Genomic DNA, 14,462 nt, shown 5'->3' with positions numbered 1-14,462 from the left:
CACCCGAACCCGCCCTCATCCCGGTAGAACAGCACGGCATTCGCCGCGACCAGTTATCCCCGGCAGCGCGCAAGGTCTGTGCGGTATTGCAGGAACATGGCCACAAGGCCTTCGTCGTCGGCGGCGCCGTGCGCGATCTGCTGATCGGCCATCCGCCCAAGGATTACGACGTCGCCACCAGCGCCACGCCAGAGGAAGTGCGCGGCCTGTTCCGGCGCTCCCGCATCATCGGCCGGCGCTTCAAGATCGTGCATGTGATGAGCGGGCCGGAGACGATAGAAGTCTCCACCTTCCGCGCCAGCCAGGACGCGGTCACCGACGAGCACGGCCGGGTGCTGCAGGACAATGTGTTCGGCACCCAGCCGGAAGATGCCACCCGGCGCGACTTCACGGTGAACGCGCTGTATTACGACCCCGGCACCGAAACCATCGTGGACTACCACCACGGCGTGGCCGACATCCAGCAGAAAACCCTGCGCATGATCGGCGACCCGCCGACCCGCTACCGCGAAGACCCGGTGCGCATGCTCCGCGCGGTACGCCTGGGCGCCAAGCTGGGCCTGACGCTGGACCCCGCCGCCCGCGGCCCCATCCGCGAAATGTCGGTGCTGCTGGAAAACGTGCCGGCGGCCCGACTGTTCGACGAGATGCTGAAGCTCCTGCTGTCCGGCCACGCGGTGAAATGCCTGCAGCAGCTGCGCGAGCAGGGCCTGCACCACGGCCTGCTGCCGCTGCTGGATGTGATCCTCGAACAACCGATGGGCGAGCGCTTCGTCTGGCTGTCGCTGGAGAACACCGACGAGCGCGTCCGCCAGGACAAGCCGGTTTCCCCCGGCTTCCTCTTCGCCACCCTGCTATGGCACGAGGTGCTCGCCGCCTGGGAGGCCAAGAAGCGTGCTGGCGAACATCCGCAGCCAGCCCTCTTCGCCGCCATGGACGAGGTACTGGACGCCCAGGCAGGCAAGTTGGCCATCACCCGCCGCATCGTCGGCGACATCAAGGAAATCTGGGCGCTGCAGCCACGCTTCGACAAGCGTTCCGGCAAGACACCCTACCGCCTGCTGGAACAGCCGCGCTACCGCGCCGCCTGGGACTTCCTGCGCCTGCGCGCGCAGTCCGGCGAGATCCCGATGGCGGTGCCGGACTGGTGGGATCGCTTTGCCCATGCCGGCCAGGACGACCGCGAAGCACTGCTGACCGAAGCCCCAGCCAGCGAAGCCCCCGCGCGCAAGCGGCGCCGGCGCCGGCGCAAGCCGGGCAGCGGCGAAAGCGCCACCGCCCCCGCCGAAGCTTCGTGAGCCAGGCCGCCTGCGGCGGCGGCGCCTCTCGAGCGGTCCGTGCCTATATCGCCTTCGGCGCCAACCTCGGTGATCCGGCAGCCGCCTTCGACCACACCCTGACGCAGCTGAACGCCCTGCCGGCCACCCGCCTCGCCGGCCGCTCCCGGCTCTACCGCAGCGCGCCGGTGGACGCGCCCGGCCAGCCGGATTACTTCAACGCCGTCATCGCGGTGGATACCGGCCTGGCGCCGCTGCAACTACTGCACGCCCTGCAGGACCTGGAACGAGCCGCCGGCCGCACCCGGACCTACCGCAACGCGCCCCGCCCGCTGGACCTGGACCTCCTTCTATATGGCGAGACCGTGTGGCAAGACGGTGAGCTGACCCTTCCCCACCCCCGCATGCATCAACGCGCCTTCGTGCTGCGCCCCTTGGCCGAGCTCGCCCCCGGCCTTCACCTCCCGGGCCACGGCGATCTGGCCTCCCTGCTCCCGGCTGTGGCGGACCAGGCCGCGGCCCCCCTGTAACGCACCTCTCCAAGAGTTCCGGCATGCCGTCCTGGTTGCAATCGATTCCGGTGTGGGCCCAGACCGCGGGCCTGCTCACCATCGCCAACGTGTTCATGACCTTCGCCTGGTACGGCCACCTCAAGAACATGCAGCATCGCGCCTGGTATCTGGCGGCGCTGGTGAGCTGGGGCATCGCCCTGTTCGAGTACATGCTGCAGGTGCCGGCCAACCGCATCGGCGCGAGCAGCCTCACGCTGGCGCAGCTGAAGATCATGCAGGAGGTCATCACCCTGCTGGTCTTCATCCCCTTCGTCGTGCTCTACATGAAGCAGCCGCTCAAGCTTGACTATCTCTGGGCCGCCTTGTGTATGCTGGGCGCGGTCTATTTCATCTTCCGCAGCTGATTCTCCATGCTCGACAAAGCCCGCTACATCGTGGTCGAGGGGCCCATCGGGGCCGGCAAGACCTCCCTCGCCCGCCGCCTGTGCGACCGGCTTCCGGCCGAAGGCATGTTCGAGCAACCGGAAGCCAACCCCTTCCTCGGCCGCTTCTATCAGAATGCCGACCGCTGGGCGATGTCCACCCAGCTCTCCTTCCTGTTCCAGCGCATCGACCAGCTGGCTGCCCACATGGCGACACCACCAGCGGAGGGAGACCGCAGGGTGGTGTCCGACTTCATCCTCGACAAGGACCCCCTGTTCGCCGGCCTCAACCTCGCCGAAGAAGAGCTGGCGGTGTACCAGCGCATCTTCGACGCCATGAAGCCGCCAGCGCCGCCGCAGCCGGACCTGGTGATCTACCTGCAGGCCAGGCCGGACACGCTGATGGACCGCATCCGCCGCCGTGGCCTCGATGCCGAGCGGCGCATCACCGAGCACTACCTGGAGCGGGTCGCCGAGCGCTATGCCCGCTTCTTCTACCAGTACGACGCCGCGCCGCTGTTCGTCGTCGATGCCGGCGTGCTGAACCCGGTGGACAAGGACGAGGATTTCGAGCTGCTGCTGGACCGCCTGCGCCACATGCGCAGCTACCGCGAGTTCTTCGGCTACGCGGAATGAACAGCCGAAAAGCAATGCACCAAAGCAGCTAACACCCTTGTGCATTGCACCAGTTTGGGGAAAACTCGCGCCTCCGCACAGGAGTCTCCCATGAGCTATCTGCAGGACGACAAACCCGTCACCTTGTTCGAGCTGGGCAAAATGCGCGCCGAAGGCCGCAAGATCGCCATGCTTACCTGCTACGACGCCAGCTTTGCGGCGCTGCTCGAGCGTGCCGGCGTGGACGTTGCGCTGATCGGCGATTCGCTGGGCAACGTCCTGCAGGGCCAGAAATCCACGCTGCCGGTCACCCTGGAGCAGATGGCTTACCACACCGAGTGCGTGGCCCGCGGCAGCAATCGCCTCTTCGTCGTCACCGACATGCCCTTCGGCAGCTACCAGGAGAGCCCCGAACAGGCGATGCGCAATGCCGCCCGCCTCATGGCCGCCGGTGCGCAGATGGTGAAACTGGAAGGCGGCGAGTACATGGCCGAGACGGTGCGCTTCCTGGTGGAGCGCGGCGTGCCGGTCTGCGCCCACATCGGCCTCACCCCGCAGTCGGTCCACCAGCTGGGTGGCTACCGCGTGCAAGGCCGCGGCGAAGACGGCGCTGCCCGCCTGAAGGCGGATGCACTGGCACTGGAGCAGGCCGGCGCCGCGCTGGTCGTGCTGGAAATGGTGCCCGCCACGGCTGCGGCCGATATCACCGCCAGCATGAAGAACATGGCCACCATAGGCATAGGCGCCGGGCCGCAGTGTCACGGCCAGGTGCTGGTGCTGCACGACATGCTGGGCGTCTATCCCGGCAAGAAGGCGCGCTTCGTCAAGAACTTCATGGCCGGCGCCACCAGCATCGAGGAAGCGGTAGCGGGCTATGTGGCCGCGGTACGCGATGGCAGCTTCCCCGCCCAAGAGCACTGCTACTGAGCAGTCGATTCCTCCCCCCGCAGGTCCCCAGCATGCAGATCCATACCACGATAGAAAGCCTGCGCGCCGCCCGCGCCAAGGCCGGCAAGGTCGCCCTGGTGCCGACCATGGGCAATCTCCACGACGGCCACATCACCCTGATGCGCCAGGCCGGCAGCCACGCCGACAGCGTGATCGCCAGCATCTTCGTGAACCGCCTGCAGTTCGGCCCCGCCGAAGATTTCGACAAGTACCCGCGCACCCTGGGGCAGGACTGCGAAAAGCTGGAAGCCGCCGGCGTCGCCCACCTGTTCGCGCCGGACGAAACGGTGATGTACCCGCAGCCCCAGCGCTACCACGTCGACCCTGCGCCCGCCCAGACCAGCATCCTCGACGGTGAATTCCGCCCCGGCCACTTCCGCGGCGTCGCCACCGTGGTGCTCAAGCTGCTCAACATCGTGCAGCCGGACGTGGCGTTGTTCGGCAAGAAGGACTACCAGCAACTGATGGTGCTGTCGAACATGGTCCGCGAGTTCGCCCTGCCGGTGGAAGTGCTGCCGGGCGAGACGGTGCGCGCTGAGGACGGCCTGGCCCTGTCCTCCCGCAACGGCTATCTCTCCGCCCAGGAGCGCGCCGAGGCCCCGCGCCTCTATCGCCTGCTCTCCACTCTCTGCCAGGCGGTGCGCGGCGGCGACCACGACTTCCTCAAGCTCGAAACCGATGCCATGGATGAGCTCGCCCGCCACGGCTGGGTGCCGGACTACATCACCGTGCGGCGCCGGGCCGACCTGCAACCGCCGGTGCATGCGGACGATCCGCTGGTGGTGCTGGCTGCCGCCAGGCTGGGCCGCACCCGCCTGATCGACAACCTGGAAATCTGAACACCGCCGCCCTGACGCGCAGGACGCTGCGCCAAAAGCCCTGCGGCTTGTGGTAATAATGGCCGCCATCGCGGCCGCCTCCCGGCCGCAGCGTCCCGTTCCAGAGCAATGAGTTCACTTCCCGGAAGTCCGCCCCTCGGCGTCGTTGACGCCAGATCCGCCATCCTCGAACGCGTGCAGCCGCTCAGCGGCGCGGAAATCCAGCCCTTGGCCACGGCACTCGGCCGCGTCCTCGCGGCCGACGTCATTTCCCCGCTGGACGTGCCCGCCCACGACAACTCGGCGATGGACGGCTACGCCTTGCGCGCCGCCGACCTGAGCGCCGGAGGCGAAAGCCGGCTGCAGGTGGCCGGCACCGCCCTCGCCGGCATGCCCCATGCCGGCGAGCTGGGTAGCGGCCAGGCCATCCGCATCATGACCGGCGCCGTCGTCCCCACCGGCGCCGACACCATCGTCATGCAGGAGGTGGTTCGACGCGAGGGCGAGCTGCTGTTCGTGCCTCCCGGCCAGCAGGCCGGCCAGAACGTGCGCCGGCGCGGCGAGGACTTGGCAGCGGGCAGCGTCGCCCTGCCGGCGGGCCGCCTGCTCGGCCCGGCCGAGCTCGGCCTGGCGGCATCGTTGGGCCTGAGCGAGCTGAGTGTCCGCCGGCGGCCCAGGGTGGCCGTGTTCTCCACCGGCGACGAAATCGCCTCCATCGGCACGCCGCTCGGCGCCGGGCAGATTTACGACAGCAACCGCTACACCCTGCACGGCATGCTCACCCGACTGGGCTGCGAGATCGTCGATCTCGGGGTGGTCGCGGATCGCCCCGGCGAACTGGAAGCCGCCTTCGGCCACGCCGCCGCCACTGCGGACGCCATCGTGACCAGCGGCGGCGTCTCGGTGGGCGACGCCGACTTCGTGCGCGACATCATGGCCCGGCTGGGCGAAGTCGCCTTCTGGCGCATCTCGATGAAGCCTGGCCGGCCGATGGCCTTTGGCCGCCTCGGCACGGCGCTGCTGTTCGGCCTGCCCGGCAATCCGGTGGCGACCATGGTGGCCTTCTACCAGTTCGTGCAGCCAGCCCTGCTCAAGCTGATGGGCGTCTCGCCCCTGCCTGAGCCCCAGCTGTTCGAGGCCGTCAGCCGCGAAGCCATACGCAAACCCGCCGGCCGCACCGAATTCCTGCGCGGCCGCCTGAGCCGTGTCGACGGCCGCCTCCGCGTCAGCCTCACCGGTGCGCAGGGCTCGGGCATACTGCGCTCAATGTCCGAAGCCGACTGCTTCATCCTGCTGGACGAAGCCCGGGGCGACGTGCAGGCCGGCGAGACGGTGCCCGTGCAGCCCTTCCACGGACTGATTTGAATTACCCACCAGGACAGCCCATGACCCAGGACGAACTCAAGAAGGCCGCCGCACTGGCCGCTCTCGACTACATCGAAGAAGGCAGCATCGTCGGCGTCGGCACCGGCTCCACGGTGAACCATTTCATCGACGGTCTGGCCGGCATCAAGTCGCGCATCCGCGGCGCCGTGTCCAGCTCCGAGGCCAGCGCCCGCCGCCTCACCGCACATGGCATCCCGCTGCTGGACCTCAACGACATCACAGAACTGCCGGTGTACGTGGACGGCGCCGACGAAATCGATAGCGGTTTCAGCATGATCAAGGGCGGCGGCGGCGCGCTGACGCGCGAGAAGATCGTGGCCGCGGTCGCCAGCCGCTTCGTCTGCATCTGCGACGCCAGCAAGCTGGTATCGCCGCTGGGCCGCTTCCCGCTGCCGGTGGAGGTCATCCCGATGGCGCGCTCCCAGGTAGCCCGCGCGCTCTCCGCGCTGGGCGGCGAACCGCGCCTGCGCGAGGGGTTCGTCACCGACAACGGCAACATCATCCTGGACGTGCATGGCCTCTCCATCACCGATCCGCTGGCGCTGGAAAGCCGCATCGACCAGATCGTCGGCGTCGTCACCAACGGCCTGTTCGCCCGCCGCGGCGCGGATGTGCTGCTGCTCGCAACCGCCGGCGGCGTCGAGCGCCGGACCCGCAGCTGAGCCGCCAAGCTGAAACAAATCCTTAACCCGGGCGTGCTAGCCTGCCCCACTCCTGGATAGTGCAATGGCGAAAATGAGCGAACATACCCACAAGCAGTTCGATGCCGAACTCGAGGCGATCCGCACCGGCGTGCTGCAGATGGGCGGCCTGGTGGAAACCCAGGTTGCCGATGCCCTGGAAGGACTCAAGACGGGCAATGTCGGCCTGCTCGACCGCGTCATCGAAGGCGACCACCGCATCAACCTGCTCGAAGTCGACCTGGACGAGGCCTGCCAGCACATCATCGCCAAGCGTCAGCCGGCTGCGGTGGACCTGCGCCTGGTGATGACGGTGATCAAGTCCATCGCCGACCTGGAACGCATCGGTGACGAGGCCAAGAAGATCGCCAAGGCCGGCAAGCGCTTGCATGCCGGCGAAGTGCCCTTCATGCCCCGCGTCGAACTCGGCTATGCGGCCGGACTGGCGTTGGACATGTTGCGCAGCGCGCTGGACGGCTTCGCCCGCGCCGACGTCACCAACGCTCCCATCATCAAGAGCCAGGACGAGGAGGTGGATGCCAGCTTCAAGGGCATCATGCGCCAGCTCATCACCTTCATGATGGAAGACCCGCGTACCATCTCCAACAGCCTCGAAGTGCTGTTCATCGCCAAGTCGATCGAACGCATCGGTGACCACGCCAAGAACATCTCGGAGTACGTGGTCTTCCTGGTGCAGGGACGCGACATCCGCTACGCCAAGTCGGCCCAAAGCGCGGCTGCCAAGGGCGAATGAGCGCCACCTGAGCGCCTGGACCGCGCCAGAAAGCGCGATCTGAAGCAAAGAGGGATGGCCCTTGCGGGCCATCCCTCTTTTCATTGCGGCAGCCGTCCCTCGAGACGGCTGCAGGGCACGGCGTCTACTGCGCCGGAGGCGGCACGAAGCCGCCGATCTGGTCCGCACCGCCGTCGAAGAAGTGCTTCTCCATCTGTTCGGCCAGGTACTTGCGCGCACGCGGGTCCATCAGGTTCAGGCGGTTTTCGTTGATCAGCATGGTCTGGTACTTCACCCACTGCTGCCAGGCTTCCTTGGACACGTTTTCAAAGATCCGCTTGCCGAGCTCGCCCGGCACCGGCGGCAGGTCCAGCCCTTCCGCTTCCCGGCCGAGCTTTACACAGTTGACCATGCGAGCCATCGTTTCTTCCTTCCCTGAAAAGTTCATCAAATTCCGAGCGCTGCATTTTAGCAGCCCGGGCGCCACCGGCGCGGCATCGGGCTACGCAGCTTCCGTGCCCGGCTAGCGGCTCCCGGTGTGCAAAGGCGCGGCCAGACCGTTCTTGGGGAGCGCCACCGACCACTGATTGCGCCCGCCACTCTTCGAGCGGTACATCGCCTCGTCCGCCGCTGCCATCAGGGCCTCTCCGTCGCGACCGTGGGCAGGATAGAGGGCGATGCCGATGCTGGCCGTCACCCCGACCGTCTCGCCGCAGAACTCGAACCTCAGCGCATCCACCCCGTCGACCAGCCGTCCGGCGAGTTCCGACAATTCGCGCTCATTGGTGTCGGGAACCAACACCCCGAACTCGTCGCCGCCCAGCCGGAAGAACATCTCGTTGCGGCGCACGATGCGGCCCACGCCCTCGGCCAGGCCGATCAGCACCTCGTCGCCTGCCTGGTGGCCGAAACGGTCGTTGATCGGCTTGAAGCCGTCCAGGTCTATCGCCACCAGGCCCACTTGCACGCCGTGGCGCTCGGCTTCCGCCAGCAGGCGCTCCAGTTCTTCGTGGAAGCGGCGGCGGTTGTAGAGATTGGTCAGCGGATCACGCTCGGCCAGCGACACCAGCTGGGCGGCGATGCGGCGCTGCTCGGTGACGTCCTCGTAGATCCACACCCGGCCGATGCCGCGCCGCCCTTGCCCGCCCTCGACCACCGCCGAGATGTCGGTGACGATGCGGCCATCGCGGAAGCGCTGCTCATGCCTGTCGCTGACCGCGACGCGGGCGCCGACGATGGCCTGCACATGGGCGAAGAAGGACTCCGGCTCCTCCAGCAAGGCCCCCACCTTGCTCTGCAGCACCACGTCGCGCATGCCGATCAGGTTTTCGTCTGGCGGGAAGCCCCAGATCTCCAGCATCGCGCGGTTGAAGTAGAGCACCCGGTGATCGTGGTCGATGAACAGGATGCCGAGGCGGATGACATTCAGCAGCGCCGCCAGACGCTGGCGCTCGTCGTTGCTGCGCGACAGGTAGTGCTCGCGCAGCGCCTGGGCACGACGCAGTTCGGCCACTGTTTCCAGCAGCTTGTACTCCGCTTCCTTGCGGCCCTGGATATCTTCCGCCGACATGCGCAGGCCTTCGATCTCGCCGTCCTCGCCGATCACCGGCCGCCAGTGGCAGGCCACCCAGCCGAAGGTGCCATCGCGGCGCGTGAGCCGCATCTCGAAGTCATGCTGGCCGCCGCCGGACAGCACCTGGTCGGCCACCCGCATGCAGTAGCGGCGGTCCGACTCGTGCACAAGGAAGGCAATGGCTTCTTCCGCCGCCAGACAATCCGCCGGCGAATAGCCGGTCAGGCGCTCGATGGAGGGGCTGATCCAGTTCAGCCGGCAGCGGCGGTCGAACAGGGCCTCGACGCCATAGACGCCCTCGGCGACCTGTCGCAGCAGGGCGAGATGGTGGGAGGCATGCTCGATCTGACGCAGCGGGCAGGCGCGCTCCGGCGTCTGTTCGTCATCGCCCACCCGGCCGATGGCCCCAGCGGCATGCAGGCCATCGATACGTGCCGCCAGCTCGGCTGCTTCCAGCTGGCGGCGAGTGACCTCGGCCTTCAGGTGACAGCGCATGGCGAAGGCGGCGAGCAGGCCGGCGCCCAGGGCCGAAGCCCCCACCGGCACCCAGCTGTCGGGAGGTGCCAGGCCAGCGCCCAGCATCACGGCCAGGGCAACGCCGACCCCACTCAGGGCGGGCAACACCTGCGGCGACATCATGCCCCCCTGTCCCGAGCGGGCTGGGCGAAGGGAAGCAGGAGCCCGCAGATCTGCTTCATAGGTTCTTCACGAACACCTTGGAGCGACGCTGGAAGTTGTAAAGCTCGCGCTTTTGCCGCGGCAGCGCTTCCGGCCCGATTTCGTTGAAACCACGCTCGCGGAACCAGTGGGCGGTACGGGTGGTGAGCACGAACAGACGTTCCAGGCGTTGCACCCGGGCGCGCCGCTCTATGCGGCGCAGCAGCTGGTCGCCCAAGCCGGCGCGGCGGTATTCCGGCGTCACCGCCAGGCAGGCGAGCTCGGCGGCGTTGTCTTCGCTGAAAGGATAGAGGGCGGCGCAGCCGACCAGCACGCCATCATGCTCCACCACGGTGAAGCGCTCGATTTCCTGCTCCAGCAACTCCCGGCCGCGCCGCACCAGGGTGCCGTCGGCCTCCATCGGACTGATCAAGGCCACCAGTGCGCCCACGTCCTCCACCGTGGCCTCGCGCAGGCGGAACAAGGGATCGCGCGACAACACCGTGCCGACGCCGGCGTGGGTGAAGAACTCCAGCAACAGGCCGCCGTCCTTGTCGCGGTCTATCAGGTGAGCGCGGGAAACGCCCTTGCGCACCGCGCGTATCGCGCAGGGCAGGTAGAGGTGCAGGTCCTCGGTCAGGCCCTCGCCCGCTTCCAGCTTGCTCTGCGCCTCGTCGGCGGTGACGGATTCGATCAGCTTGCCATCGGCGTCCAGCAGCCCAGGGGCGTCGCACAGGTAGATGAGCTTCTCTGCCTTCAGCGCCACCGCCACCGCCTCCGCCACCTCTTCCATGCACAGGTTGAAGATCTCGCCGGCGGGCGATACGCCCAGCGAGGTGATCAGCACCACGTTCTGCTGGTCGAGGTCGGCGTTGATTTCCTCGGCGATGACCTTGCGCACCGCGCCGGTGTACTGGAAGTCCACGCCATCGACGACGCCGAAGGGGCGGGCGGTGATGAAATTGCCGCCGGTCACTCGCATGTAGCTGCCGGCCATGGGGGTGTTGGGCAAGCCTTGCGACAGCAAGGCTTCGACCTCGAAGCGGGTGACCGCCATCGCTGCCTTCACGCATTCCAGCGCCGCCGCGTCGGTCACCCGCAGGCCGTTGTGGAAGCGCGGCTCCAGCCCGCGGCGGGCAATCTCGACGTCGATCTGCGGCCGGGCGCCATGCACCAGCACCAGGCGGATGCCGAGGGCCGCCAGCAGATTGCAATCGTAGGCCAGGCTCTGGGCCCCATCGCCGGCCACCACCTCCCCACCGAAACCTACGACGAAGGTCTTGCCACGGAATGCATGGATGTAGGGCGCTGCACCCCGGACCCAGGAGACGAACTGGGAGGTGGAAGCATCGACGGAAGCGGCGCTGTTCGCCGCCGCTGCGGGCTGTGCGGGAGAGGATTCGGCGTTCAAGCGTTTACCGGGCAAGGATCCGGTGGCCGGCGGGGAGGAGATATCGCTCACGGCGCAGCATCCCGGGGGGTTTTCATGACCGGATTCTAGCGGAAGCATGACCGCTTGTTGCCGGCTCCACAGTGGCGGCTTTGCAACATTTGATTCGCTGCAACAACGGTTGCCGCCGCACCGTCGTTCACTTGTCCAGCGCGGCTTCCAGACGCTCGCACAGGGTACGCAGCACCTTGATACGGGCGTAGTACTTGTTCTCCGCCTCGACCAGGTTCCAGGGTGCGATCTCGGTGCTGCTGCGGTCCACCATGTCGCACACCGCCCGGGCGTAGTCATCCCATTTCTCGCGGTTGCGCCAGTCTTCCTCGGTGATCTTGAAGCGCTTGTGCGGCTCGGCCTCGCGCTCCTTGAAGCGGGCAAGTTGCTCGTCCTTGCCGATGGCCAGCCAGAACTTCACCACCACCGCGCCAGCGCCCACGAGCTGATCCTCGAAGTCGTTGATCTCGGCGTAGGCGCGCATCCAGTCCGCTTCGGAACAATAGCCCTCGACGCGCTCGACCAATACCCGGCCGTACCAGGAGCGGTCGAACAGCACTACCTTGCCCTGCCGCGGTAGATGGCGCCAGAAGCGCCACAGGTAGGGCTGGGCGCGCTCTTCCTCGGTCGGCGCAGCCACTGGCACGATGCGGTACTGGCGCGCATCCAGCGCGGCGGTGACCCGGCGTATCGCGCCTCCCTTGCCCGCCGCGTCCGAGCCCTCGAACACAACGACCAGCGAGCGCTTGCGGAACGCAGCCTCCCGCGTCAGCAGCGCCAGCCGGCCCTGGTAACGCTCCAGTTCGTCCTCGTACTGCTTGCGCTTCATTTCCTGGCGCAGCTTGAGGCTGCCGAGCAGATCCAGGGTATCCATCGCCGTCGCCAGCGGCGGGGCCACCTGACGCGGCGACCACGGATGCCGGGCCAGTTCCAGCCGGCGACGCAGTATCTGCAGCAGGCTGCGGCCGACGAAGAGCGCGCGGAAGCGCGGGTCGCTGCCGTCCACGATCTGCCAGGGTGCATCGCCGGTGCTGGTCTGGCGCAGCGCGTGGCTGGCGACGTCGCGGTAGCGGTCGTAGTCCTCGTAGAAGCGCCAGTCGCGCTCGGTGACACGCCAGCGGGTGCGCGGGTCCTTCTCCAACTCTTTCAGCCGCGCCTTCTGGCCGGGTTTGGAGAGGTGAAACCAGAACTTCACCAGCAGCACGCCTTCGCGCACCAGCATCGCCTCGAAGCGGCGAATCTCGGCCAGGCGCTGCTCCAGGCGGGCCTTCTTGCGCTTGTGGAGCACCGCGTCGGTGATCGGGTCGGTGTACCAGTTGTTGAACAGCACGCCGATGCGCCCCTTCGGCGGCAGCGCGCGCCAGAAGCGGTACATGAAGGGCCGCTCCGCCTCTTCTTCGGTGGGCGAGTCGAAAGCCCAGGTCTGGATGTGGCGCGGGTCCATCCACTCGTTGAGCAGATTCACCGTTTCGCCCTTGCCGGCGCCGTCCATGCCGTTGATCAACACCACCACGGCGAAATTCTTCAGGTCCAGCAGTTCGAACTGGGCATCGAGCAGCTCGGCGCGCAGCGCCGGCACTGCGGCGGCATAGCTTTCCTTGTCCATCTTGTGGCCGAGCTCGGCGGATTCGAACATGCGTGGAGACTCCTGGAAAAGTGGAGGAAAAACGCTGGAGCGGGGTTCAGTCCGCGGCGGCGAGATCGCCCCACAAGGCCTGCAGCGCGGCGAGCGCCGCAAGGCCGGCGGTTTCGGTGCGCAACACCCGTGGGCCGAGGCCGATCGCCATGCAGCCCGCGGCACGGCATTGCGCCAGCTCGGCCGCGCTCCAGCCGCCCTCCGGACCGATCAGTAGATGAACCCGCCCTTCCGGCCGTGGCAGCCGGGCGAGCGCGCCCTCACCGCCGGGCGCCAGCACCAGCTTGAGTTCGTCCCGGTGCGCCGCCAGCCAGGCATCCAGGGTAACGATGGGTGCCACGTCGGGAACGCGGTTGCGGCCGCATTGCTCGCAGGCGGACACCACCACCTGTTGCCAGTGGGCACGCCGCTTGTCCGCGCGCTCGCCAGCCAGCTTCAACACCGAGCGCTCGGCGGCCAAGGGCACGATGCCGGCGGCGCCCAACTCCACCGCTTTCTGCACGATCCAGTCCATCTTGTCACCGCTGGCCAGGCCTTGCACCAGCACCAGTTGCAGCGGCGATTCACGCTCGACCTCGCTGCACGCGTGGATGGAGGCGAACGCCCGCTTGCCCTCCGGCCGCAGCGTGGCGCTGCGTTCGCCGCCTTCGCCGTCGAACAGCACCAGCGGCTCGCCCTCGCGCAGGCGCAGCACGCGCAGGGCATGGTGAGCGATGGATTCGGGAAGGAGCACTTCGCCGCTGTCGGGCAAGCGGCCAGGGAAATGGAAGCGTGAAATCATCGTAAGATTATAGGCGCGCGCCTTTCCCGGCTGACACGCCTGGCGTCCCGACCCCATCGCCGTTCCCCAGCGGCACCGCCCGGACTCTCCTGGAGCTGACATGTCTACCGCCGCCCAACGACTCGCCCGCGCTCGCGCCCTCGAATCCCTGGTCCGCGACATCGCCCGCGAGGAAATCCTGCCGCGCTACCTGAAGTCCGCCCGCAACCGCAAGGCCGACGGCACGCTGTTCACCGAAGCCGACCTGGAATCCCAGCGCCGCTTCAGCGAAGCCCTGCCGCAGTTCATTCCCGGCCCGGTGCTGGGCGAGGAAATGACCGCCGAGGAGCAGGCCCGCCTGTGGAGCGAAGGCCGCCGCGGCCTGTGGTGCATCGATCCGATAGACGGCACCACCAACTTCGCCAATGGCATCCCCTTTTTCGCCGTCTCCATCGCCTACCTGGTGGATCACGAACCTCGGCTCGGCGTGGTGTACAACCCGATCACCGACGAATCCTTCTATGCCGCACAGGGCGCCGGGGCCTATCTCAACGGCGCGGAACTGCCCTTGCGGCCGGCCGCCGGGCGCCTGGCCGACGCCGTCGCCGGCGTGGATTTCAAGCGCATCAGCCATCACCTTGGCGACGAGCTGGCCGTCCGCCCGCCCTACTACTCCCAGCGCAATTTCGGCTCCAGTGCGCTGGAATGGTGCTTCGTCGCCGCCGGCCGGCTGGACGTCTACATCCACGGCGGCCAGATGCTGTGGGATTACGCCGCCGGCCGGCTGATCCTGGCCGAGGCGGGCGGCGAGGCCGCCGCGCTGGACGGCGGCTCGCTGATGGCGGGCCCGGCGGTGAAACGCGCGGTGGTCGCCGCCGCCAGTCCGGCGCTGTTCTCCGAATGGCGTACCTGGCTGCAGTCCCACTCCTGATTCGATCTCCCGCCATCCCGCACGTTGCGCTGCACAAGCCCGCGTTATCATCCGGGGATTGCAGCCGTCCGGA

Annotated in this window: 15 protein-coding genes; 10 read left to right on the top strand and 5 right to left on the bottom strand. The window is 67.7% G+C overall.

Features of this window, described 5'->3' with window-relative positions; translation table 11 throughout:
• The 9 genes from pcnB to phoU all read left to right on the top strand — a co-directional run.
• Positions 1–1,298 (top strand): polynucleotide adenylyltransferase PcnB (gene pcnB / locus GRF61_RS15400; RefSeq protein WP_169151518.1); only part of this gene is annotated, 1,298 nt, incomplete at its 5' end.
• Positions 1,295–1,807 carry a 2-amino-4-hydroxy-6-hydroxymethyldihydropteridine diphosphokinase gene (folK, locus tag GRF61_RS15395; protein ID WP_169151517.1) on the top strand — a complete coding sequence of 171 codons (513 nt, stop codon included), beginning with the start codon at positions 1,295–1,297 and terminating at the stop codon, positions 1,805–1,807. The genes pcnB and folK, both read left to right, overlap by 4 nt.
• Positions 1,808–1,830: 23 nt before the next feature.
• Positions 1,831–2,193 carry a DMT family protein gene (locus GRF61_RS15390; protein WP_169151516.1) on the top strand — a complete coding sequence of 121 codons (363 nt, stop codon included), beginning with the start codon at positions 1,831–1,833 and terminating at the stop codon, positions 2,191–2,193.
• 6 nt (positions 2,194–2,199) lie between these two features.
• On the top strand, positions 2,200–2,847 hold the full coding sequence (locus GRF61_RS15385; protein ID WP_169151515.1) for a deoxynucleoside kinase: 648 nt from the start codon (positions 2,200–2,202) through the stop codon (positions 2,845–2,847).
• Positions 2,848–2,937: 90 nt separating this feature from the next.
• The gene (panB, locus tag GRF61_RS15380) at positions 2,938–3,753 is read left to right on the top strand and encodes a 3-methyl-2-oxobutanoate hydroxymethyltransferase (protein WP_169151514.1); all 816 of its coding nucleotides are present in this window, start codon (positions 2,938–2,940) and stop codon (positions 3,751–3,753) included.
• A gap of 32 nt (positions 3,754–3,785) precedes the next feature.
• Entirely contained in the window at positions 3,786–4,613 is an 828-nt protein-coding gene (panC, locus tag GRF61_RS15375) for a pantoate--beta-alanine ligase (RefSeq protein ID WP_169151513.1), read from the top strand.
• A 108-nt stretch (positions 4,614–4,721) separates the two neighbouring features.
• The gene (glp, locus tag GRF61_RS15370; RefSeq protein WP_169151512.1) at positions 4,722–5,957 is read left to right on the top strand and encodes a gephyrin-like molybdotransferase Glp; all 1,236 of its coding nucleotides are present in this window, start codon (positions 4,722–4,724) and stop codon (positions 5,955–5,957) included.
• Between the two features lie 20 nt (positions 5,958–5,977).
• Positions 5,978–6,640 carry a ribose-5-phosphate isomerase RpiA gene (rpiA, locus tag GRF61_RS15365; RefSeq protein ID WP_169151511.1) on the top strand — a complete coding sequence of 221 codons (663 nt, stop codon included), beginning with the start codon at positions 5,978–5,980 and terminating at the stop codon, positions 6,638–6,640.
• A gap of 73 nt (positions 6,641–6,713) precedes the next feature.
• Positions 6,714–7,412, top strand: coding sequence for a phosphate signaling complex protein PhoU (gene phoU / locus GRF61_RS15360; RefSeq protein ID WP_169151510.1), 699 nt, complete (start codon positions 6,714–6,716; stop codon positions 7,410–7,412).
• 124 nt (positions 7,413–7,536) lie between these two features.
• Here phoU and GRF61_RS15355 read toward each other — a convergent pair whose 3' ends face one another.
• From GRF61_RS15355 to GRF61_RS15335, 5 genes are all read right to left on the bottom strand, one after another.
• Positions 7,537–7,812, bottom strand: a complete 276-nt coding sequence (locus tag GRF61_RS15355; protein ID WP_133593152.1) for an oxidative damage protection protein — start codon at positions 7,810–7,812, stop codon at positions 7,537–7,539.
• Between the two features lie 102 nt (positions 7,813–7,914).
• On the bottom strand, positions 7,915–9,603 hold the full coding sequence (locus GRF61_RS15350) for a diguanylate cyclase (protein WP_248281267.1): 1,689 nt from the start codon (positions 9,601–9,603) through the stop codon (positions 7,915–7,917).
• Positions 9,604–9,658: 55 nt separating this feature from the next.
• Complete coding sequence (gene argA / locus GRF61_RS15345) at positions 9,659–11,032, bottom strand: amino-acid N-acetyltransferase (RefSeq protein ID WP_169151509.1); 1,374 nt, start codon at positions 11,030–11,032, stop codon at positions 9,659–9,661.
• A 178-nt stretch (positions 11,033–11,210) separates the two neighbouring features.
• Positions 11,211–12,698, bottom strand: coding sequence for a polyphosphate:AMP phosphotransferase (pap, locus tag GRF61_RS15340; RefSeq protein WP_169151508.1), 1,488 nt, complete (start codon positions 12,696–12,698; stop codon positions 11,211–11,213).
• Between the two features lie 46 nt (positions 12,699–12,744).
• The gene (locus GRF61_RS15335; RefSeq protein WP_169151507.1) at positions 12,745–13,479 is read right to left on the bottom strand and encodes a 16S rRNA (uracil(1498)-N(3))-methyltransferase; all 735 of its coding nucleotides are present in this window, start codon (positions 13,477–13,479) and stop codon (positions 12,745–12,747) included.
• 100 nt (positions 13,480–13,579) lie between these two features.
• Between GRF61_RS15335 and GRF61_RS15330 the strand changes: the two genes are divergently transcribed.
• Entirely contained in the window at positions 13,580–14,389 is an 810-nt protein-coding gene (locus GRF61_RS15330) for an inositol monophosphatase (RefSeq protein ID WP_169151506.1), read from the top strand.
• The last annotated feature ends 73 nt before the right edge of the window (positions 14,390–14,462 follow it).

Origin of the sequence: Azoarcus sp. TTM-91 (assembly GCF_012911025.1) — a bacterium.
GTDB lineage: Bacteria > Pseudomonadota > Gammaproteobacteria > Burkholderiales > Rhodocyclaceae > Azoarcus.
This window is presented reverse-complemented; position numbering and strand designations above follow the sequence as displayed.